The 22,534-nt window shown below is 56.0% G+C and carries 21 protein-coding genes and 1 riboswitch; of the genes, 7 read left to right on the top strand and 14 right to left on the bottom strand.

The window, feature by feature from the left end; translation table 11 throughout:
- The first annotated feature begins 159 nt into the window (after positions 1-159).
- The 4 genes from EI42_RS17405 to EI42_RS17420 all read left to right on the top strand — a co-directional run bounded on the left by EI42_RS17405 (position 160) and on the right by EI42_RS17420 (position 3,961).
- Entirely contained in the window at positions 160-843 is a 684-nt protein-coding gene (locus EI42_RS17405) for a TetR/AcrR family transcriptional regulator (RefSeq protein WP_111323900.1), read from the top strand.
- A 115-nt stretch (positions 844-958) separates the two neighbouring features.
- The gene (locus tag EI42_RS17410) at positions 959-1,516 is read left to right on the top strand and encodes a PadR family transcriptional regulator (RefSeq protein ID WP_111323901.1); all 558 of its coding nucleotides are present in this window, start codon (positions 959-961) and stop codon (positions 1,514-1,516) included.
- 48 nt (positions 1,517-1,564) lie between these two features.
- The gene (locus EI42_RS17415; protein ID WP_111323902.1) at positions 1,565-3,316 is read left to right on the top strand and encodes an MFS transporter; all 1,752 of its coding nucleotides are present in this window, start codon (positions 1,565-1,567) and stop codon (positions 3,314-3,316) included.
- A 186-nt stretch (positions 3,317-3,502) separates the two neighbouring features.
- Entirely contained in the window at positions 3,503-3,961 is a 459-nt protein-coding gene (locus EI42_RS17420) for a DIP1984 family protein (RefSeq protein ID WP_111323903.1), read from the top strand.
- 278 nt (positions 3,962-4,239) lie between these two features.
- On the opposite strand, the gene EI42_RS17425 is transcribed toward EI42_RS17420, so the two are convergent.
- The 8 genes from EI42_RS17425 to cobC form a co-directional block, all read right to left on the bottom strand.
- Complete coding sequence (locus tag EI42_RS17425; RefSeq protein WP_111323904.1) at positions 4,240-5,772, bottom strand: cobyric acid synthase; 1,533 nt, start codon at positions 5,770-5,772, stop codon at positions 4,240-4,242.
- On the bottom strand, positions 5,769-6,845 hold the full coding sequence (locus tag EI42_RS17430; protein WP_211326229.1) for a pyridoxal phosphate-dependent aminotransferase: 1,077 nt from the start codon (positions 6,843-6,845) through the stop codon (positions 5,769-5,771). The genes EI42_RS17425 and EI42_RS17430 overlap by 4 nt, the downstream gene beginning before the upstream one ends.
- Positions 6,845-7,801 (bottom strand): adenosylcobinamide-phosphate synthase CbiB, encoded by a 957-nt coding sequence (gene cbiB, locus EI42_RS17435; RefSeq protein WP_111323906.1) that lies wholly within the window; start codon positions 7,799-7,801, stop codon positions 6,845-6,847. The genes EI42_RS17430 and cbiB overlap by 1 nt, the downstream gene beginning before the upstream one ends.
- Positions 7,801-8,385, bottom strand: a complete 585-nt coding sequence (gene cobO, locus EI42_RS17440; RefSeq protein WP_111323907.1) for a cob(I)yrinic acid a,c-diamide adenosyltransferase — start codon at positions 8,383-8,385, stop codon at positions 7,801-7,803. Before cobO ends, cbiB begins: the two co-directional genes overlap by 1 nt.
- Positions 8,386-8,446: 61 nt before the next feature.
- Complete coding sequence (locus EI42_RS17445; protein ID WP_111323908.1) at positions 8,447-9,439, bottom strand: ABC transporter substrate-binding protein; 993 nt, start codon at positions 9,437-9,439, stop codon at positions 8,447-8,449.
- Positions 9,440-9,583: 144 nt separating this feature from the next.
- Positions 9,584-9,792, bottom strand: a riboswitch (cobalamin riboswitch).
- A gap of 17 nt (positions 9,793-9,809) precedes the next feature.
- The gene (cobU, locus tag EI42_RS17450) at positions 9,810-10,415 is read right to left on the bottom strand and encodes a bifunctional adenosylcobinamide kinase/adenosylcobinamide-phosphate guanylyltransferase (protein ID WP_111323909.1); all 606 of its coding nucleotides are present in this window, start codon (positions 10,413-10,415) and stop codon (positions 9,810-9,812) included.
- 18 nt (positions 10,416-10,433) lie between these two features.
- On the bottom strand, positions 10,434-11,204 hold the full coding sequence (gene cobS / locus EI42_RS17455; RefSeq protein ID WP_111323910.1) for an adenosylcobinamide-GDP ribazoletransferase: 771 nt from the start codon (positions 11,202-11,204) through the stop codon (positions 10,434-10,436).
- A complete protein-coding gene (cobC, locus tag EI42_RS17460) occupies positions 11,201-11,848 on the bottom strand; it encodes an alpha-ribazole phosphatase (RefSeq protein ID WP_111323911.1) in 648 nt (215 codons plus the stop codon). The genes cobS and cobC overlap by 4 nt, the downstream gene beginning before the upstream one ends.
- Positions 11,849-12,154: 306 nt before the next feature.
- On the opposite strand from cobC, the gene EI42_RS17465 reads away from it, so the two are divergent.
- From EI42_RS17465 to EI42_RS17475, 3 genes are all read left to right on the top strand, one after another.
- A complete protein-coding gene (locus tag EI42_RS17465) occupies positions 12,155-13,477 on the top strand; it encodes a phenylacetate--CoA ligase family protein (protein WP_111323912.1) in 1,323 nt (440 codons plus the stop codon).
- On the top strand, positions 13,474-14,247 hold the full coding sequence (locus tag EI42_RS17470; RefSeq protein ID WP_111323913.1) for an enoyl-CoA hydratase/isomerase family protein: 774 nt from the start codon (positions 13,474-13,476) through the stop codon (positions 14,245-14,247). The genes EI42_RS17465 and EI42_RS17470 overlap by 4 nt, the downstream gene beginning before the upstream one ends.
- 194 nt (positions 14,248-14,441) lie before the next feature.
- Positions 14,442-15,224, top strand: a complete 783-nt coding sequence (locus EI42_RS17475; RefSeq protein WP_111323914.1) for a class I SAM-dependent methyltransferase — start codon at positions 14,442-14,444, stop codon at positions 15,222-15,224.
- 30 nt (positions 15,225-15,254) lie between these two features.
- On the opposite strand, the gene EI42_RS17480 is transcribed toward EI42_RS17475, so the two are convergent.
- The 6 genes from EI42_RS17480 to EI42_RS17505 form a co-directional block, all read right to left on the bottom strand.
- Complete coding sequence (locus tag EI42_RS17480; protein ID WP_111323915.1) at positions 15,255-16,553, bottom strand: D-arabinono-1,4-lactone oxidase; 1,299 nt, start codon at positions 16,551-16,553, stop codon at positions 15,255-15,257.
- 23 nt (positions 16,554-16,576) lie between these two features.
- Positions 16,577-17,779, bottom strand: a complete 1,203-nt coding sequence (locus EI42_RS17485) for an amino acid deaminase/aldolase (RefSeq protein WP_211326230.1) — start codon at positions 17,777-17,779, stop codon at positions 16,577-16,579.
- Positions 17,780-17,792: 13 nt separating this feature from the next.
- Positions 17,793-18,377 carry a TetR/AcrR family transcriptional regulator gene (locus EI42_RS17490; protein WP_170142713.1) on the bottom strand — a complete coding sequence of 195 codons (585 nt, stop codon included), beginning with the start codon at positions 18,375-18,377 and terminating at the stop codon, positions 17,793-17,795.
- A 168-nt stretch (positions 18,378-18,545) separates the two neighbouring features.
- Positions 18,546-20,288 carry a S53 family peptidase gene (locus EI42_RS17495; protein WP_111323917.1) on the bottom strand — a complete coding sequence of 581 codons (1,743 nt, stop codon included), beginning with the start codon at positions 20,286-20,288 and terminating at the stop codon, positions 18,546-18,548.
- Between the two features lie 286 nt (positions 20,289-20,574).
- Positions 20,575-21,453, bottom strand: a complete 879-nt coding sequence (locus EI42_RS17500) for a carbohydrate ABC transporter permease (protein ID WP_111323918.1) — start codon at positions 21,451-21,453, stop codon at positions 20,575-20,577.
- A 22-nt stretch (positions 21,454-21,475) separates the two neighbouring features.
- Entirely contained in the window at positions 21,476-22,462 is a 987-nt protein-coding gene (locus EI42_RS17505; RefSeq protein ID WP_249033466.1) for a carbohydrate ABC transporter permease, read from the bottom strand.
- Positions 22,463-22,534: the final 72 nt, after the last annotated feature.

Consider the following 22,534-nt stretch of genomic DNA (forward strand, 5'->3'; position numbering starts at 1 on the left):
ATCGAGGAGTATAGCTTATTTTTGACCGGATTTCAATAGGAACATGAGGTCATATTCATATTTCTGCTTTGGTTGACAGAGGAAAGGAAAGCGCCTTATACTTTGCGCTGAAAACTTCCTGTGGCGTCAGGCATCCACACTAGATCGAGGTAGCACACTATGCAAGACAAAAAGGAACACATCGTCGAACAGGACTCATTCCGCCAGTTAGCAGCATCTCTGTTTGAGGATCAGGATTTTCCCCGTATTCCGCAGCAAGCGCGTAGCCGCGAAAAGCGCCGAGAACTGCTCAAGGCCGCAGTGCCTCTCTTCATCGAGAAGGGCTATATTGGCACCACCGCCGACGAGATCGCGCAGGCCGCGGGGGTCAGCGTGGGCACATTCTACAGCTACTTCCGCAACAAACGACAGGTGCTGATCGCCATCTTTCTCGAACAACTTGAGGAGATTTTCAGCCATATCCGCCTGATCGACATGGATTTCAGCTTAGACGATTACCGCGCCACCATTCGCACGGCAGTCAGCGCGGCGCTGCTCCAGGCGAATATGCGCTTACGGCAGGTCTGGCACGAACTGGTCACGCAAGATCAAAGTCTGGAGCCCTACCAGCGGCTGATTCGAGAGTATATTCTTCAAGAGCTTGAGAAGAAGATTCAGGTTGCCGTCGAGCGAGGAAGGACCTGGCCTGATCTCGATATTGAGGCCACTGCGCTGGTGCTCCTATCCCTGTTCGACACCATGAGCATCGTCGTCCCCTCGGAAGTGGGCACAGAACGCCTGATCGACGCCATCACCGATATGATCTATCGCACCCTGTTCCCGCCAAAAGAGCTAGCACGCTAGCCAGAAAGCCCCTGTATACTCTTGACAGGGGGCTTTTTTTTCGCCTATACTATGTCACAGTGACATGTCACCATGACCTATATGGCAGGAGAAAGGAATACATCGATAGAGTGTAATGCATTATGAGCTTATCATCCTGGGTGTTCTGATGCTGCACCCCGCTCACGGCTACAAGATCAGTAAAGTAATCCAGAAAGCAACCGGCCCCTTTACCAGGATCAGCCACGGACGTCTGTATCCGCTGCTCAATAAGATGCAGAAGGAAGGCCTGATTATATGCCTGGAAAACGAGGGCAGTGGCGAGCGTCAGGCACGCAAGTATCAGATCACGGATGCAGGCCGCAAGCGTTTCCATGATCTCTTAATGGACACCCGGTCCCACCAGTACGACTACCAGCGATTCTTTTTGCAGAAGGTCGCCTGGTTTCCCTTTTTGCCGCCTGAGGAGCAATTGTTTCTGGTAGAAGATTATATTGAATATTGTCAGAAACATATTGAACATTATTCGGAAAAAGTTGGGGCTCTTTGTCGAAATGAGCTTCCTCCTGTCCTTTCTCAACATGCACTCACGATGAGCAATCATTCTCTCAAGCAATGGAAGCTTGAGCTTGCATGGGCGCAAGAGCTGCGTGCCGAAATTCAAAATGAATTGCAGGCGCGCACTCAAACATAGCAATGTATCAATAGTAGACCCTGCGAACTGAAGGAGTTCTCTCACACCATGCAAAGCAATACAAACCAGCCAGCAGAAGCGGGCTTCACGCTTCCTGGGGGTAGGACTGTCAATCCCTGGCTGGCACTCGTGTCGTTGCTCTTTGGCTTCTTTATGGCCTTGCTCGACGCCACGATTATGAATATCGCAATTCCAGACATACAGACGAAATTACAGACTGATCTCACCACTGTGACCTGGGCTCTGAACGCCTACAGTCTGACCTTCGCCGTGCTGCTGGTCACGATGGGACGGTTGGCCGACCAGTACGGGCGCAAGCGCATCTTCATGTTTGGAATGATCGTCTTCAGCCTGGCCTCGCTGTTATGCGCCCTTTCCGGCACCATTGGGGGATGGACAGGGACACCCGGCGTGAACTGGCTGATTGGTTTCCGCGCCCTTCAAGGCATCGGCGCTTCGTCGATGAACGCGGTCAGTCTGGCTCTGGTGACGGCCATCTTTCCCGCCGAGAAGCGTGGGGCTGCAATGGGCGTCTGGGGGGCCTCATCGGGTCTGGCTGCCGCTGCCGGTCCAGTGCTTGGTGGTTTCCTGATTCAGAATTTTGACTGGCGCTGGATCTTCTTCGTCAACCTGCCGTTCTGTCTGGTTGGCCTGGTCATGGTTACCCTCTTCGTGCCCGAGAACCGCGATCATAACACAAGTAAGGCCGTCGATGTTGCGGGCGTGCTGACGCTCTCCGGCACCATCTTCTGTCTGGTGCTGGCAATCATGCAGGGCAATGACTGGGGCTGGAGTTCGCCAACGATCATCGGGCTCCTGGTCGCGACCGTGGTGCTGCTGGCGCTCTTTGTCCTGGTAGAACTGCGTCAGCGCTACCCGATTGTAGATTTCAGTCTCTTCAAACGGAGGAGCTTCAGCGCGACCAACGTGGTGATGTTCCTGTTTGGCTTCGCGATGCAGGGCGGCTCACTGATTCTGGTGCTCTACTTCGTCAACCTGCTTGGCTATGACGAACTGGGCGCGGCCTATGCCTTGATCCCGTTCCCGCTGGCGAGCTTTGTCGTATCGGCTATCGCCGGGCGCATCAGAACAAACCCGCAGATCCTGGGCCTGATCGGCACCTTTCTGCTTACCGTCAGTCTGGTGACATTTGCCCTGCTGACACCCGATGCCAGCTACCTTGATATCGTCTGGCGTGGGATCCTCTTTGGCGCAGGGATGGGACTTGTCTTCCAGGCCTTCCCGGCAATCGTGCTTTCCGAGGTACCTCGCACGAAACTGGGCGTGGGAAGCGGCATCTTCAACACGTTCCGCCAGATTGGCTTCAGTCTCGGCGTCGCGGTCCTGATCAGCCTCTTTACCGGCCAGATTCAAGCCAATATGCAGCAGGCCAGCACAAACGCTGTTTCCATTGTGCAGGCAGATACCAAACTGCCTCAGCCAATGCGTGATGGCATTGTTCAGGGGCTCAAGAGCGCCAAAACGAATAGTAGCAACTATCGAGAAGGCGCATCTGGAGGCAATTCATCGAATCAGTTTGATCTTACCAAACTGGCCGATCAGTTGCCGCCACAGGTCCCCGAACAGCAGCGCAATGCCATTCGCACTGAATTGAAGGATATCAACTCGCAGATCCAGCACGAGTTCAAGGCGCAAATGACGCATGCCTTTACCGCCACGTGGTGGGCCGCGGCGGTGGCCTCCCTGCTCAGCTTCCTGGGTGCCTTCCTGGCTCGAGCCCCGAAGCGCTCGGAGATCAACACCGAGCAGGCCAAAGAACTCGCCATGAGCGCGCACTAAACCGGAAAAGAAAGGTCATCATCGAGGAGATGGCCTTTCTTTCCCTCTCCCCCCTGTTTTGGCTTGACAGGCGCCTTTTCTTCCCCTATACTATCCTCATTGACGAATTACAACATATCTCTTTTTCAAAAATTTTCTTTCAGTAACTCTCACAAAATAGACATCGAATCAGGAGACGAATGACCTATGAAGCTCGCAGAAGCGCTTGTTCTCCGTGCCGATCTTCAAAAGCGACTGGCGCAGTTGCATTCTCGTATGTTGCAGTCCGTTCTTGTGCAGGAAGGCGACACCCCGCCTGAAGATCCACAGGAACTCCGGGCCGAGTATAGCCGCTTGCTCCAGGAATTGCAGACGCTGATCGTGCGCATTAATAAGACAAACCTGCAAACGCGCTTCGACGAGCACCAGACCCTGACCGAGGCACTGGCCCGCCGCGATATCCTTTCAAAAGAATATACCTTCCTGCATGAAGCGGCAAATACCGCTGCGGATCGAACCGACCGCTATGGTCACGCTGAGATCCGCAAAGTCGCAACCGTCGATGTCGCGGCGCTCCGCAAGCAGGCCGATGAGATCGCACGCCGTCGACGTGAGCTCGATACAGCCATTCAGGAAAAAAACTGGCTCACCGAGCTGGTCGACTAGAGAGAGAAAGTCGGTACCCGATTTCTGTGCACAGTAGCGACCACAAACCCCGCCTTAGGGTTATAAGGCACTTTTGAGTGTGCCCAGAGGACGAGGCACATTTTCATTGTTACCGTCCGGCATTGTGACAAGAGTACCGGGCATCGCGCACTGTTCACTACCGCGTGGAGGACTGATACCGGAAGTCGGGGAGGGTGGGTTCGGGGACTCTCTCTCTACTCAACCTGCTATTCTGAATGAGATCGCACGGCTGCCAATCGGGCATGAAAACCCTGTTTCTAACCCTCTCTGCCCTCAAGAATACGATAGAGCAGCTTCAGATCAAGGTGCTGACGCAACAGAGCCGCCAGTTTATCATATTCCTGTTGTCGACTGAAGGCTGTATCTGGCTGCGGCTCATCCTGCGTATAGCGTCGCTTCCAGAGCGCCTGTATCACCGCTTTCCTGAATGCCTCGTTCTCGAACAGACCGTGGAGATAGCATCCGGCTTTCCATCCATCCGCGCTGATCCATCCATCCGTTTCCCCCTGTACAAGGCCAAAAAGCGGGTTCTCGGGGGCCCGGGTGCGCCCGGCATGAATCTGATAGGCCTGTAACTCACTATCGTCCAGAGCCGCAAATAGACCGCGTCTCGTCAATATCCGCGCCCGGCTCTGCTGTGTCACCTTCTCCTCAAGCGAGACAAAGCCGGTCTCAACGGGCAGCAGATTCAGCCCGGGCTCAACCGTTCCCGGAGCGCTCTCCACCCCCTCGGGGTCGCAGACCCGTTCGCCTAGCATCTGATAACCGCCACAGATTCCCAGTAACGCGGCTCCTTGCGCGGCATGATGTCGAATCTGCAACGCCAGTCCGCTACGCCAGAGCCAGCCAAGATCTGAGAGTGTGTTTTTACTGCCGGGCAAGATAATCAGATCGGGCCGCTCTGGAAGCTCCTCCGGACTCCCTACCAGGGAGAGGCGCACCTGCGGCTCGGCAGCCAGTGCGTCAAATTCGTCGAAGTTGCTCAAATAGGGATAACGAATAACAACGATATCCACGGCTCGGGTCCGCTTTTGAGGCCGCTGTAAGAGACTCGTTCCCCGCTCAAGTGAGACGGAATCCTCTTCAGCAATCGCAATGTCGGTATAGTAGGGGACAGTCCCGAGTACCGGCATGTCAGCCATGCGCGCAAGCAAGCGCTCCCCATCACGCCAGAGCGCCAGATCTCCCCGAAATTTGTTGATAATCAACCCTTTCACTCGCGCCCGCTCCTCTGGCTTGAAGAGCTGTAACGTACCAAGCAAAGAGGCAAAGATTCCGCCACGATCAATATCGCCAACCAGCAACACGGGAGCATCTGCCAGATGAGCCACCGCCATGTTCACCAGATCATATTGCGCAAGATTCAGCTCGACAGGGCTTCCCGCGCCCTCAATCAGTACCAGATCAAAACGCTGCCGAAGCGCCTCAAGCGAGCGCTGCACCACCTCACGAAAACCGGTACGATGCCTGTAATACTCCTGCGCCTCCATCCGACGCAGCGGACGACCAAGCATCACCACCTGACTGCGCGAATTGCCCTCGGGTTTCAGCAGAATCGGGTTCATTTCAACCGCGGGCTCAATTCCAGCAGCCTCGGCCTGGACTGCCTGCGCACGCCCTATTTCGCCACCATCAGCGGTCACAAAAGAATTGAGGGCCATATTTTGCGCTTTAAATGGCGCTACGCGTAGCCCCTCCTGCGCGAACAGCCGACAGAGCCCCGTTACCAGCGTACTTTTGCCAACTGTCGAGGCTGTTCCTTGAATCATCAGTGTTTTTGCTAGCCTCATATGATCTCCTGCAATGCAGCAACCAGGCGCGGCCACTCGTCCTGTCGCCGCGTTGCCACCCGGATATAGCGTGGCAGGCCAAACGATGTACAATCACGAACCAGAATCGCTTTTCGCAGCAAGCACTGCCGCACCTCGACCGCTGACCCAACATCAAGCAGACAGTAATGCGTGTGTGAAGGGATCATCGGCCAGCGTGCCAGCGCACGAAAAAAGTGCTCGCGTTCGATAGCAAGCGCGCTCATCGTCATCCCCAGGTGATCACGATCCGCAAGGGCGGCCACGCCCGCCAGTTGTGCCGCGCCATTGACATTCCATGAGGGCAGGTAACTTTGAAGCTGGCGCGCCCGCTCAGGAGGCAGTACAGCATAGCCGAGCCGCAACGCAGCCAGCGCGTAATCTTTCGTCATCGAGCGCAACACCACCACATGCTCGGCAAGTGGACCGGCCAGCAGCGGAAGAGCCGCACTCGTAGCTTCAGGCACGACAAAACGATAATAGGACTCGTCGATCACCAGTAGCGCGTTACAGGCAGTGCAGGATTGTGTAAGTCGGAAAAGCTGTTCCCCGGTCAGGAGAGCCCCTGTCGGGTTATTCGGGTTACAGAGCCAGACCAGCGCCGGGCACTGCCGCTCAAGCCAGGTACACGCCGCCTCCACATCAAGCTGAAAGGCCGCTTCCTCACATGCCGGGAACGTGAGAATAGTCGCACCTACCGCCTCAGAGGCAGCTTTGTACTCTCCAAAGGTCGGAGGGAAAAGCGCTACCTTCGCACCGGGATACAGAAAGGTGCGAGCAAGCGCCCAGATCAGTTCGCTTGCCCCATTGCCACAAACCAGCATTTCAGGCGCAAGCGGAATATCTGCCAGATCGGTCGCGAGCAGCGCCCGTTTCAGCGCAAGGCAATCCCGATCCGGGTAGCGTTCAGGGATAAGGGAACGAAGCGCCTCCCGAACCCGAGGTGATGGGCCATAGGGATTCGAGTTCACACTACAATCAAGAACCGCGTCGGGATGCAGGCCCAGCCGTTCCAGTTCCGCAAAATCAAGCGCCCCGTGCATAACTGTATGCATTAGCGGTTTCTCATGCATACCTGCCTCCACAAGAGAGCAAGCAGCAGGCCACCACCGCCCACAAGCCAGACCATCCGCTCGGCGCGTTGAATGTGCAGCGGCGTCAGCTCCTTTTGCTTCTCCCCTAGAACATAGTGCCCGACCTTCTCTAACCGCACCCCGAGCGCTCCGGCAGCAGCCGCCATCGGATGTCCGGCATTGGGACTCGCCGTGTTGCGGGCGTCACGCCGCCAGATGCGCCACGCCTGCCGTCGATCTCCTCCAAACAGGGGAGCACAGAGCACAATCAGGCTAGCAGTCAGGCGGGAGGGCACCAGATTGAGCAGGTCATCCAGGCGGGCCGCCGCTTTGCCCAGATACTCATACGTGCCGCGATAGCCTATCATTGAGTCGAAGGTATTGACCAGGCGGTAGAGCGCCGCGCCCGGCAGGCCAAAGCAGGCATAATAAAACAGTGGCGCAACCACCGAATCGCTGAGGTTTTCGGCCAGCGACTCGATAGCCGCCGCGCCTGCAAGCTCCGCGTCCAATCGGGAGCGATCACGGCTCACCAGGCTCCGCAGCGCCTCCCGAGCCGCAATGATGTCATCGCGTTCGAGGGCCTGCCGTACCTCAGCACCCGCATCAACCAGCATCCGCAGCGCAAAAAATGGCTTGAGGCCCGCCCCGATCAGCAACCCATACAGCACAATCCCCACAGCGCCACGATGACGAACCCGCTTCGCAAGCCGCTGTACAATCCAGGCAGGGACCAGAGCAAAGGGGGCAGCCAGCACAAGCATCAGGACACCATAGCACAACTGTGCTCCCGGTTGCCCGGGCGCTCGCTTTTCCAGCCCGCGAATCAGTTTTCCATACCAGACAACTGGATGAAGCGACAACGGAGGTTCTCCTAGCAGATCGAGCCCCTGTGCCACAAGCAGCGCCGCCAGTTCAATCATCCAGCGATGTATCACTAGAACTCGATTCCTTTCTGCGACTTGACTTTGAGATAATGGTGCTTGACTTCCCGAACCTCTGAAACGGTATCGGCATAGTCAATGAGCTCGGGCGGCGCATCGCGTCCGGTGACGATCAGGTGCAGCCCTTCGGGACGTCGGTCAAAGATCTCGCGCACCTCTTCCCAGGAAATCCATCCATAGGTCAGCACGTAGGTCATCTCGTCAAGCACGATCAGGTCATAAGCGCCAGACAGGATCTTCTGCTTGCAGAGTTCCCATCCCTCGCGAGCCAGCCGCTTATCTTTCTCGATATCCTTTGAGAGCCAGGTGAAGCCACTGCCCAGAGGGTGAACCTCGATGCCCAGACGATGCGCGGCCTTCTCTTCGCCCCAGTTCGCCGTGCTGGCCTTGATAAATTGCAGGATACAGACGCGCATGCCCTGCCCCCAGGCCCGAAACACCTGCCCGAGAGCCGCCGTCGTCTTGCCCTTGCCATTGCCGGTATTGACGATCACCAGCCCCTTCTTGATTGCCGATTTGCTCTGCTTGAGTTCCTCTTTATAGCGCTCTCGCTGCTGTGCTCTCGTTTCTTCGTTCATGCACTTCACTCCCTTCAAGAAAAGAAATGCAGGGAAGAACGCGCCTTCCCTGCCAGCGAGCTTAGATCGTGTCCGAACAATACTGCGGAAGCTTCTCGGTAAACTTATCAGGATGGACAATCTGAGCAATACAGCGCAGACCCTGCACCAGACGCGGCCCGGCATGCTGCGTGATATTCACGTTCACATGATAGACCTGCTTCTCCTTCACAGCCTGAATGCCTCCCCAGTTCGGGCGCTTATAGACGAGCGAGGGATCACCACCATATTTCGGGTCCTCGGTCAGAATAATATACGCCGGGTTTGCGCGAATAATCGCTTCATCGGTCACCTGAGGATAGCCGCCGTTGCTGTTATTATCTGCAAAGATGTTGATTGCATTCGCATCGCGCAGCATCTCATCACCGAAAGACCCCTTCCCGAAGACAAAGGGCTTGCCCGCCGTGCTGTTATCCACCTCAAGCAGTACCTTTGGCTTCTCCGTGCCTGCGACCTTCTGAATGATGTCCTGACGCTCCTTCGTGGCCTGCTCATAGACCTCCTGTGCCTTCTGTTCGGTGTGTGTCAGCTTGCCAACAATCAGAATTTGCTCAAGTGATTTTGTGAAGTCCACTGCCGGGAGATCCACCACGTTGAGGCCAAGACCACGCAGCTTATCATCAACCTCATGGGTTATTCCGCCATGAGACAGCACCAGATCAGGCTTGAGGGCTGTAATCTGCTCGATGTTGTACTTGCCCATTGCATCCGAGATGCGCGGCTTTGAAGTCAGCTCTTTGGGGTAGGTAGTGTAGTTATCGACTGCAACGACTTTATCCTGCAAGCCAAGCGCACCGAGCATTTCGCTGGTATTCGCGGCCAGCGAGATAATGCGCTGTGGTGCGGTTTTAGGATAAACAATCGGCGTTCCGCGATCATCGACCGCAGGCGTTGCGGCCACCGTCGGCGTGGTAGCAGGCCTGTCCACTGTCTGCTGAGCACCGCCACAGGCAGCCAGCACGAGAGTGAGCAGGAAAAGAAGAGAAATACGGAACGAGATGAGACGGGTAGACATAAAACGAAACCCTCCACTGAAAATCCTTCGCCCGCCGTCACCTCACGTCTTCTGGAGCACAGGTAAAGTGAGCCGTGAAGCACCTTCTGCCTTCACAAGCTATCGGTATGCGCTCGGTTCGCTCCCTTTGACGCGAAGGATCGTGAGCATTCCCTTTCTCGGGCAGGTCTCCTGACTTCTGGCTCCAAACGCTCCCCGTCTGCCTTCCCATAGCTTTTCGCTCAGTGGCATTGCTCTCATATCAACGAGAGGACGGGGCGCTCACCAGTCACAGTAGCGCGTCTGTGCCGGATTCACACCGGCTTCCCTATTCTGCCTGCTTCTTGCAGGCCACCCGACAAAGCAAATATCAATTATCCAGATTATTCTATCACCAGGGCATCTCTGCACGCAAACGCCTGACATCCAGAGGAAGCCCGGCGACCAGCAGATACACCGCATCAGCGGCACGCGCAAGCCGCATATTGACCCTGCCGAGTGTGTCACGATACACCCGCCCGATAGGATAGGGAGGCACCAGCCCGAGCCCCACTTCATTAGAGACCAGGATCAGCCGCTTGCTTTCATCGGCCTCGGCAAAGGCCCGCAGCAGCTTGTCAACCTGTTGCACTATCTCTGTATTGAACAGCGCTTCAGCCGTCGCCTGCTCCCCCTCGACAAGCCTCCCATCGCGCAGGAGCCAGTTCGAGACCCAGAGTGTCACGCAATCCAGTAACACCACATCGGCCCGCTCGCAGCCTCGCCGAAACGCGGCCTCCAGATCGTATGGCTCCTCAATGGTCACCCACTCCGCTGGACGCGCGTCCTGATGCCGTCTGATCCGCTCACGCATCTCGTTATCATCGGCGGTCGCCGTTGCGATATAGGCAACCGGGCACCCGCTGCGTGCCGCGAGCAGTTCGGCATAGGAACTCTTGCCGCTCCGCGCTCCCCCAAGAACCAGAATCAGGCGCGGCGGCTTGACAGGCTCACTCATAGCACTCTTCTCCTTCTTCTATAGCCAGAGGAACAGCAGCAGTAGCGCCACCTCGGCAAGCTCGACAATGGCCCCATAGCTATCACCGGTCAGGCCACCAATCATCCGATAAAACGGCCAGCCAAGCACAAAGGCAAAGCCAGTGCCAAGCAAGAAAACCTGTAGCCCCTTCAGGAAGCCCCACGGGCCAAGAAAGAACCCCACGATGAGCGTTACTGCCAGCGCCGTCACTCCCGCCAGAATCAGTGTTCCACGCGTGACACGCTGGCGAAAGGCATCTCCCATGCCTTCAGGTCGGGCATTAGGATAGGCAAACAGCGCCAGCAGCATCATCCAACGCGACATAGTCAGGGTCATCAGCAGGGCGGGAACCATGCGGGTCACGGGCAGGCCCGTCAGGCAGGCCCATTTGAGCAGCACCACGCAGATCGCCCCAAGCACGCCAAAACTTCCCACCCGGCTATCTTTCATGATTTCCAATCTACGCTCACGTGTATGCCCGCCGAAGAGGCCGTCACAGCTATCCATCAGTCCGTCAAGGTGCAGCCCACCAGTCAGCACGATCTCAGCCACGATCAGAAGCGCAGTCAGAGGCAGATATGAGAGCCGCCAGCCAAGCAACAAGGCGAGGATGGACAGGCAGCCACCAAGCAACAGCCCGACAAGCGGGAAGAAACCGCCTCCCAGTCGCCATTCATTCGTCTCTTTTTCATGCGGCAAGGGAAGCGTCGTCAGGAAGCGCAAAGCTCCAAGCAACTCGCCCCATTGCTCGCGCAATAGATGTATCAAGGATTCTCCACCTTTTGTTGTTCATTCAGTAAGATTAAGGTCGCCTGAGGTCTGGTCTCGGCCTGATAGAAAAGCTCAACCGCGCTCAGCGACCCGGGATCAAGTCGAAAACGCCATTGCTGCTCAAGCGGCATATCCAGCAGCAAGCAAAGCAACAACCGCAACGAGCCACCATGCCCGACAAGCAAGCAGGACGCCTCATCCGCACGCACCAGCGCGTCAAGGCCTTCTTGCACCCGCTGCACCACCGCTTCCAGCGACTCGGCCCCCGGAGGAACATAGCGCTGAGGCACGCTAAAAAAGCCCGGGTAATCGGGATCGCGCGCCGTGATCTCAGCATAGGTCAGGCCCTCCCAGGGACCAAAATCAATCTCGCGCCAGCGATCGTCCACGTGCAGGTGCAGCGGCTCCCGGTGCGCACTGGCAATCGCTTCAGCAGTGGCTCGTGCCCGCCTGGTTGGACTATAGTAGATGGTCGAGAAGGAGACCGAGCGCAAGCGTTGCCCGAGCCAGAGCGCCTGCTGTTGTCCTTCCTCCGAAAGCGGAATGTCGCTGGAACCACAGTAACGGCGCTCCGTATTCCAGATCGTCGCACCATGCCGCACCAGCCAGAGCCGCTTTGTCTTCCATTCAACTGCCGTCATATACTCCCCTTTTATGGTGTCATGCTAGAGTGTGGTGACAGTATACGCCCTTTCTCCCGGAATGGCACAGAGAGGACTTTTTTCGTCCCGGGAAAAATACGTTCAGGCCGCATTGGGAGCCTTCTCAAAAGCAAGTACCTCATTTCCATATTAACATTTTTTGCCAAAAACAGGTATACTGTTTTTAAAAGATATTATTGCGTGAAATACTACAAACCTTAATCTATACAGTTGAGCTCTTGAGACCAACCCCGCTCGCACCCTTTGAGAAGGCGCAAGCGCATCTTTTTACAGGAGATTCTCTTTATGTTGCTTGAAGCGCTCTTACAACAAGATTTTCTCTCCCCCGATGAACGCCGCGATCTCCAATTCAAGCGGCTCAAGGCAACACTCAAGCGCGTCTATGAGCATGTTCCTTTCTATCGTACCAGACTGGAAGAGCGACAGATCACCCCTGACACCCTGACCAGTCTCGACGAACTCAGCACGCTCCCCTTCACAACCCGAGACGACTTGCTTGATCACTACCCCTTCGGCCTGCTCTCGGTGCCGCGTGAGGAGCTCCTTCGGATTCAGGCCTCGTCGGGAACAAAGGGGAGAGCAAAGATCATTGGCTACACACGGCATGATCTCTCGCTCTGGTCCGAGGTCTCTGCCCGTTCGCTCCTCTGTATGGGTATTCAACCCGGCGACCTGCTGGTAAACGCCTATACCTACGGCCTGTTCACGGGCGGCCTCGGCATTCATTCCGGCGCTGAACTGCTCGGAGTGACTGTCGTTCCAACCTCGACCGGCAACACCCGACGCCAGGTCACGCTACTGCATGATTTGCAGGCAACCGCGCTCGGCTGTACCCCTTCATATGCGCTGGTTATCGGCGAGACAATGGCAGCAATGGGCATTGAAGCAACCAGCCTGCGCTATGGCATTTTTGGCGCTGAGCCGTGGACAGAAGCCATACGACAGCAGATTGAAAGTCGCCTCGGATTGAGCGGCTTCGACCTCTATGGCTTGAGCGAGATCATCGGCCCCGGCGTGGCGGTCGAATGTCCTGCGAGCCGCGACGAGGCTCGCCGGAGCGGTACGCGCTTTTTGCATGTTTTTGAAGATCACTTCTACCCCGAAATCATTTCCGCCAATGGCGACGCGCTTCCACCGGGCCAGGAAGGTGAACTTGTCCTGACAACGTTGACACGAGAAGGGATGCCGCTTTTGCGCTATCGTACAGGCGATATCTGTTCCCTGCATACCGTTCCTTGTGCCTGCGGACGCACCCTCATGCGCATCAGCCAGATCAAAGGGCGAACCGACGATATGTTGATTCTCCGGGGCATCAACGTCTACCCGACAGAAATAGAGCGCGTTCTGATGTCGCTTCCCGAGCTCTCTCCTTATTATTATATCGTGATAGAGCGTCAGCAGAGCCTCGACAGCGTCACTGTTGAGGTTGAGCTTGCAGACCCTGACGCCTCTCCAGACGCGCATCAACAGCTACAGGAAACGATCGGCACATTACTGCTCAATGCATCAGGGCTTCATTTTTCGGTACAGCTCCATCGGTACGGCACGTTACCCCGCTCCGAAGGCAAAACAACCCATATTATCGACAAACGTGAAAGGGGAAAATGATGACACTGCAACTGGCAACAATGTATTGTGCTGTCAGCGGCTCGCTTGCTCGCCTGTATCTGAATCGCCCGGAAGTGCATAACGCGGCAAACTGGGCCTGGGTCAAGGACCTGGTCACCGTTACCGATTATTTGCAGCGGCAACCAGACGTACAGGTCGTTATTGTCAGCGGGAAAGGGCGCTCCTTTTGTAGCGGTCTGGATACAAAAGAACTGGCACATGGAAATCTGCCGCTGGAATGGTTCGACACCTGGGAACGCGGCATGACGGCGCTCTCCGCGCTCAATGCCATCTCAATCGCCTCGATTCATGGTTATTGCCTGGGTGGTGGCTTGCAACTTGCGCTCGCCTGCGACCTGCGCATTGCCGCCGAGGACGCGGTGCTGAGTATTCCGGCGGTTCGTGAGGGCGTGGTGGCAGCACTTGGTCCGATGCGGCTCGCTCGCTTGATCGGCAGCAGTCAGGCAAAATGGCTCTGCCTGCTCGGCCGTCGTTTCAGTGCTACCGAAGGCCAACGGCTCGGAATAATCCACGAGGTCGCGCCACCCGAGAAGCTCGAAGAGCAGACAAACGCGCTGGCTGAAGAGCTCCTTTCCCTCCCCTTCACAGCCCTGCACCACACCAAGCGTCAGATCGATCTGGCCTTTGAAAACGACATCGCCACGCTGACCGAGGAGTTTCTACAGGCACAGCAGGAGTGTCTGCAATCACCCGAGCATGCCGAACTGATGGCAGAATATCGAGCAAGGGAGGCATTCCGCAAGAAATAGCCCGGACGTCACACAGAAGACCTGTTCAGTTGACAGGGCGCAACAATCGGTGTATGCTCATCTAACGATAGAAAGTGAGAATAGGAAGAAGATGCAATTCAGCAAACAGGCACACCCGCAATAAAACCTGATTCGCGGGCCTCCTCGACTAATTTCACTGCTGGCGTCGAAATAGTTTTTGAGGAGGTAAAAGCATGACACGATCACAGAAAGACGAAGCGTTCTACCGCTCTCTGGTTAACGAATACAACTATCCGTTTTCGGGGTGGGATTTCTCGCACCTGAACGGGCGCATGACTGACGATGAACAGCCCCTCCCCTGGGAGTATCGAGAGGAGGTAAAAGCACTCTTGCCGCACGTTCATTCGCTACTGGATATGGACACCGGCGGCGGTGAGCTACTGGCCTCACTTCAGCCATTCCCACCCGATACCTGCGCAACCGAGGGCTACCCGCCAAACATCGAGATAGCGCGAGCCCGCCTGGAGCCGCTCAACGTCCGGGTGTATGCGGTGCAGGACGACGAGAACCGGGCGCTTCCGGTCGAGGATCAGCGCTTCGAGCTGGTCATCAATCGGCACGGCGCATTCGACCCGCGTGAGCTCTGGCGCGTGCTCAAACCGGGCGGCCTCTTCGTCACTCAACAGGTCGGCGGAAACGACAATATCGAGCTCAATCGTATGCTTGGCGCACCTGAGCCCAAATATGCGGGCTGGAACTGCGAGACCGCCGTCAAGGAGCTACAGGAGGCCGGATTCGAGATCCTGACACAGCAGGAGGCTTACCCGGTGACACGCTTCTACGACGTCGGCGCGCTCGTCTTCTACTTGAAGGTGATCGAGTGGCAGATTCCCGACTTCTCCGTTGAACGATACTTCGAGCGGTTACTTGAGCCGCATGGGCGCATTCAGCGCGAGGGCTCTATTGTTTCGCACAGTCACCGCTTCTTTGTGAAGGCGCGCAAACCCACTGCATAACAGGGTTGGGGGATATGTCTTCCATATCCCTCAATTCCCATAGAACAGCTCACGCAGATAAGAATTCAAGAACAGGCCCTGTGGGTCAAGCTCTTCACGCACCCTGCGGAAGTCGTTCCAGCGCGGGTAGAGCTCGCTCAACTGCTCGGCAGTCCGAGTATGATGCTTGCCCCAGTGCGGACGCCCGTTGTAGCGCTTGAAGATCTCCTCGATATGGCGGAAATAAGGCTTGTACTCCATGCCGCGATACATGTGAATGGCGATATAGGCCGAATCTCGCTGATAGGCCGGGCTCAGCCAGATATCGTCTCCCCGCACAAAGCGGCACTCAATGGGAAAATGGACCGCGAATCGATGTTGATTGATACAGTCTCGAATCTCCTCAAGCGCAGTCTTCATATGCTCGGCGGGCAAATTGTATTCCATCTCCTGAAAGCGCACCAGACGCGGTGTGGCAAAGGCACGATGGCTGTGATTCACCTCGTTAATATCGGGCACGCCGAACGCTGAAATTGTGCTCACCAGCGGGCAGAGGAGCGGCACCAGACGACAGGCTTCGGATAGCAGCCAGAAAAGCCCGTTCTCCAGCACCAACTGGCTGACTGTTGCCCAGATACTCCCGGCATTCACCTGCTCCTGGGTCTCGTTCATCAGCTTGATCTGAACCCACTTCGTGTAGGGGAACCAGTAGAACTCAAAGTGGCTGTTCTCTTGCTTGAGGCGGTCGATGCTCTCAAGGCATTCGTCCAGGCTGATCTTGCGGCTGACGTAGTGCAGGCGCCTGGCCGGAACCACACGCAGCGTCACCTTCACGATAATACCAAGCATGCCAAGCGAAACCTGAGCCGCCTTCAATAACTCGGGATTCTGCTCCTCGGAGCACTCAAGCAACTCTCCCGCAGCCGTGATCAGTGTCAGGCCGACAACCTGAGTAGCGATGGTGCCAAAAGCGATCCCGGTGCCATGCGTCCCGGTACTGATCGCGCCAGAAATACTTTGCACATCGATATCGCCCAGATTTTCCTGTGCCAGTCCATGCGCATACAGCGCCTCGCCAAGCCGCTTGAGCTTTGTGCCAGCAAGCACGGTGACGGTCCCACGTTCACGGTCAACCTGCTCGATTCCCTGCAAGCCGTCCAGCGAGATCAATATATCGTCCGTTTGTACCAGCGGCGTGAACGAGTGCCCTGTCCCGACAACGCGCATACAGCGTCCCTCCGCTGCGTGCTCTTTGACCATCTGCACCAGTTGGGAAATACTCTCCGGGCGCAACACCTGCTTTGGCGAACAGCGTACCGAACCTGACCAGTTGCTCCAGCGTTGTTCCATAATCGCTCCTTCATGAGGGAAAACTATAAGAAATTTTGACCGTCGCCACGATAGGTTGTCACGGTCTCAACAATCTGGCCCTCGCTGACCAGCAGGAGATGGGTAAAGCGCTCGCAGAGCTCCCCGGCCTTCGCGTGCCGGAGAAAGATCGGGTCACCGAGCCGAAGCGGCAGCGGACCTTTATAGAAGATCGGTGTCTGGACCTCCCCTGCTCCCTCAAGGCTATCGAAACGGGCTCCACGTGGTAAATAAGGTCGCGGCCACTTGTCGGCTCCAACCGCGCCAGAGGCCACATAGCCGCCTCCCAGGCAGGTATAGAGCGTGGGTGCAGGCCGCCGCACAATCTCGATCGCGTAGCCGGCAGCCGGAAGATAGCGAAACGAGTGGAAGGCGTCGAAGAGCGCAGGCGCATAGAAGGCCGAACCGACCGTCACTTCGGTCACACACTCCTCGGCACAGGTTGTCTCAATGCTGCCGGTGCCACCGCCATTGACAAAGCGTAGCGGTCGCCCATAGTAGCCCTCGACAAAACTGACAAGCTCCTGGCGCCTGCGAGCGACTTCCGCAATCGAGCGCTGCTTGAGCGTGCGAATCAGCGCATTCTTGAGCGCCTGCCCGGGAGTTGCGTCACCCACGCCCGCAATCTGCGCCTCATAGCCCATCACGCCGTCAAGCGTCACGGTGGGCGCGTTCTTGATCGCATCCAGCACCGGACGCACCTGCTCGGGTGTGCGCAAGGGAGAGCGCCAGCTTCCAAAATGCAGGCCGGGAAACGAAGAGGACATATCCAGATCGAGGCAGAGTGATAACTGTGTTTCCTGTTGCTCAGCCACTGAGGCCGCCTGCCGCACATGCTCAACGCTATCAACCATCAGCGTGATTCGCGCTCCCCCCTTCACCGCCTGCGCCACCTCGGCGATATCGTCGCGATGCCAGACCGGATAGGCGATCACCAGATCATCAAAGCCCTGTGAGGCCAGATAAGCCGCCTCACGCGCCGTAAAGCAGAGGCATCCCTGACACCCCTGCTCAAGCAGCCGCCGCAGCAACGCCACCGAGCGTACCGACTTGGTTCCAATGCGTACCTGCTTGCCGCGAGCGCGTCGCAACGCCGTACGTACATTCCGGTCGAACAGATCAAGGTCAACAAAGGCGAACGGCATCCGCTGCCCCTGAAAGATCTCGCGATAATAGGCATAGCTCCGTGTCAGAGGACGCTCCCGCATGAAGATTCCCTCCTCACCTGCTCTCAGCAAGCGCAATCACCGCCGTAATCAGATGCTCAAGGTCGCGCCGAGCCCGGGCCGGATCGCGATCGCTGATAAATTGCAAGATCAGGCCATCCAGGCCACCAATAATAAAACGCGCCAGTTCGGAAAACGAGAGAGAACAGGTATCAGGCGCGATATAGTCGCGCAGCGCCTCCTCAACTACCCGGCTGTAGCCGCTGTATTGCTGTTGCGCCAGCCAGGCAGAGTCCGTGTGCCGCAAGGCATACAGGGTCAACTCATACTGCATAATCTGTAGCTCGGGCTCACGCTCAACGTGCTCCCAGAAGGCGCGCAGGCCGTTGGCGATGACATCCCGCCAGGAGGTATGGCCCTGCGCCGCCTGCCGCACGATGTCCTGTGTCCTGCGCATCAGCTCGCGAAGCACAGCAAACAACAGCTCATCCTTACTGCCAAAATAGTAGCGCAACATCGCCTGATTCACGTTCGCTTCCGCGGCTATCTTGCGAGTTGTTGTCTCGGCTATTCCCTCGCGAGCCAGCACCGCAAGCGCCGCTACCAGTATCTCATTACGCCTTGCCTCATGCCTGCTCACAATGCTTCCTCAAAAAAATTATTCAACCGAATGAATAAACTATACCATCCAAAATGCTGCCCGTCAACCATGCTATATCCCTATCAAGCACTTTTCTGATAGGATACGCTCCCTGAGCAACCAAATAAACAGGAGCAAGCGACTCGTCGTCACCTGCTCCTGTTGCGCTCAGCTCTGGCTTTCTTCCTGAATCGTACCCTTGAGGATCAGGTATAGATCCAGATAGTTCGGCGTGCCAAGCCCGGTGGGATAGTCCCAGCCCGCGCCCGCTTTATAGTAGAGGTTATCGCCTTCCTTCACATCGAAGAAGGGATTGGTCAGCAGGCCGCGATTCTCCGAGGCCTTGTAGAAGGTATCCGGCCCATAGTAGTAGTAGCCCGTCTCTGCGATCAGGCCCTGATTGAGCAGGGAGAACCCGGTTGCCCAGATCGGGGTAGCAGCACTGGTGCCTCCAACACTGTACCAGGCCCCCTGAAAGATGATCGGCAGGTCAATCGCGACTGCGGATACATCAGGAACCTGACGGTTACCATTGGAGTATTCATTCTGCACGCCATCGCCCTTCTGCCACTCGGGGCGCTTGAAGAGCGTGCTGACACCACCGCCCGAGCCCCAGGTATTCTTACACTCGGAGGTATTGGAGCCATCGGACCAGACCGCTTCATTCATGCGACCAAGCAGCCCGGTCGAAAGCTTCGTGCCGCCCACACCAACCGACCAGGGGACCGAGGATGGGAAGTCAACCGCAAGCTCTTTATAGACCCCACCACCATACGCGCCACAGTCGCCACTTGCCACAAAGACAGTCATATAGCGGGCCTGTGTCAGCAGCTTGATCGACTCAGCCACCGCCCTCACCGAGCTCGTCGCCTTATCATGCTCGGCATTGCCCCAACTCAAGCTGATGACCGCTGGCTTTTTGGCGTCCGCATAGTCATCAAGAATCTGGTTCAGCACCCATTCCATGCTGAAGGGGGTATTGATCGCCTGATAAACCACAATATTCGCTTCGGGTGCCAGACCCTGAATCATCTCAATATCCAGCGTGGCTTCACCACCAACCTCAATGGGCGGTAACCCGACATTGACCACATCGATCTTGCCTTTATAGCCAACACATTGCCCGTACCGTTCCACCGCCTCTTTATCATAGGTCTCAAATTCGGGCAGCAGAATCGTCATACCCTTACCAGTCCAGCCCTTGTCATAGAGATGGTCAAAGCCATAGGCCTTCGCCACTTCCTGCGGCGTCACCCAGTCATCTTTCGCCTTACAATCGAGCTGCGGCTGACGGGCGGTCAGCGGGGTAAGCGAGAGACTTTTCTGCGGGGCCTGGCTGTACGTTTCGAGGCCAGTCACAGAGACAATCCGCTCAAAGACGAATTTCGGCAGCATCGGATCTTTTTCCGGCATGTAGAACTTGCGCCCATTCAGCTCCTTATAGACCAGTTTCGTCTGAAGCAGCGAGGCAATGGAAGCGGCCTTCGCCTCAACGGTCAGGTAGGTATGGAGCTTACCAAGTTTCAACTTTGCATCCTGAACGCCGAAGAACTGCTTGATCTGCTCATATTCCTGATCGGTGATGCCAAGCTCATTCGCTTTTTTTGATATATCTATCTGGTCGCCATCTTTTATTTTACCATCTTTTCCAGTAATATCTTGAATAACCTTATCATCTGTTTTAAAGGTAATATTCAGTTTTAGTTGCGTATCACCGGGAACATCGCCGACGGACGGCGCTTTCTTTGCTTCATCGGGCAGACCCAGATCATATGGCACGCGTTCCAGCGCAGGATTCTGCGTGGGTGTCGGCTGCGCCTGATTGCTCTCGCCACCACAGGCGGTCAACAGCAGCAAAAGCAGCAGCAGCGAACTGAGGGACCAGCGCCAGAAGCTGGCTTTATAAGACATCGAAACTCTTCCTCCTTGAATAAAAGCTCATTGTGGACCCTACCACCTCCTTTTTCTCCATCACAGCACGATCAACAATGTTACTATACTCGACCATAAGTGAGAAGAACTGTCAAATAGTTAACACTTTGAGGAATCTCTACCAGAGAGACGCGGCAAGTAGAAGCGCTCTCTCCAGTATGGACGACCAGACGTTTGCTTTTTCCCGGAGGAAGGGAGAGGGGAAGACGCAGCTTGAGAGGAAGAGGAGCAGCCCGACGCCCTCTTTCTTCCTCCCAAACAGCCACTACGACTTTACCGCACCGGCCACCGCATTAATAATCTGTTTCTGCGCCACAACAAAGACCAGAATGATCGGAAGCAAAGCGATCACCGAAGCCGCACACAGCAGCGTCCAGTCCGTCGAGGCCTCACCGATGAAGGCGTAGAGGCCAACCGCCAGCGTGCGCAACTCGGGAACACCAAGCGTAAAGACCAGCGGAATCAGGAAGCTATTCCAGGAGCTCACGAAGGCAAAGAGGCCAACCGTCGCGATCATTGGACGCGCCAGCGGAAACATGACTCGCCAGAAGAGCTGATGGAAGTTTGCCCCATCGACCCGGGCAGCATATTCGAGCTCGCGGTCAAGCGTCGAGAAGTAGCCCATAAACAGAAAGGTGTTGAAGATCATACCACCAGCCGTCTGCACCAGAATGATGCCGGTCAGTGTGTTCAGCAGCCCCAGACGCTGGACCACATCAAAAATCGGGATGATAGTATAGCCATGCGGCAGGAAGAACGTCACGGCGATGATTCCCAGGATGAGCTTCTTGCCCGGGAAGGACGTTCGCGCCAGCACAAAGCCCGCCATTGCGGTAATAATCACGGTAAAGAAGACACTCGTTATCGTAATAATGGCCGTGTTCATGAAGAACTGACCAAACGAAGCCTCCTCCCAGGCCTGAGTGTAGTTTGACCATTGGGGACTTGATGGGATCAGGTTCAGGCTATTGCTGATAAAATCTTCAGGCGTCTTCAGCGAGTTCGCGACCGTCCAGATAAACGGGTAGATCCAGACCAGACCGCTAATAATCAGCACAGCATGCGTGATGATCGCATTGATTGTCCTTGAAATTTTTGCCTTCTTCGCCCCGCTCATGCGAGAGGTCGAGACAGATACAGCCATACTCTTGCTTCACCCTTTCTCTTTATGCTTCCTGTCGAGCCGCTTCACGCTTTTTGGCAATCGAACCGATCGAAGCCATCTGAATCAGCGTCAGACCCATCAGGATAACGCCGTAGAAGAACGAGGCCGCCGAAGCAAAGCCAACATTCGGCTGTACCGACATACCCACCGAGAGACCGCCGCCAAAGGCCAGACGATAGATATAGGTACTCACTACCTCGGTCGCATAGAACGGGCCGCCACCGGTCAGCACCTGTACCATATCGAAGACCTGCAAGCTTCCCAGAATCGCCATAAAGAGAATAACCAGACCAACCGAGCGCAACTGCGGAACCGTCACATAGAGGAAGCGGTTCACGCTATTCGCGCCATCGATACGCGCTGCCTCATATAGTTCTGTCGGGATCGTCTGCAAACCAGCCAGGAAGTACACCAGGTTATAGCCAAGCGTATTCCAGATACCGACAATAATCACGATCCAGAGGGCAAAATGCGGATCACCAAGCCAGTCAATCGGCTCTTTCGTAATATGGTGCTCAACCAGCCATTGACTGAACATGCCGCCGCCGTTACTGACCAGCAACTGCATCACTACACCGATAATGGCCGGAGAGGTGACCGCCGGGATAAAAAACAGCGCACGATAGACCGTCGAGAAACGGAGTTTCGGATTATTCAACACGAGCGCCAGCGCCAGCGCAATCGTCAACTGAATCGGGACCAGCACCAGCATGTAGATGAAGGTGTTGCGAAACGCCTGCCAGAACAGGGGATCAGTAATAACCTTCTGGAAGTTCTCAAGCCCTACAAAGTCGGAGGGGTCGCCAATCCCATTCCAGCGATAGAATGTGTAGATGATTGACGCGATAATCGGATAGACGCTGAAGACCATCAGCAGAATGAACATCGGCGCAACATAGACATAGGACCAGGGATTTGAGCGAATCTTGTGCCAGAGACTGCCTTCCGCTTTTGCCCGGTGTTTGCGTTTCTCCTTCTGCTTTGCCATAATGCTAGCCATGCCCATAGTATTTCAATGTCCTCTCTCTCATATCGAGGTGGTACGCTGCCCGAAGAGCTG

This window comes from Thermosporothrix hazakensis (assembly GCF_003253565.1).
GTDB classification, from domain to species: domain Bacteria; phylum Chloroflexota; class Ktedonobacteria; order Ktedonobacterales; family Ktedonobacteraceae; genus Thermosporothrix; species Thermosporothrix hazakensis.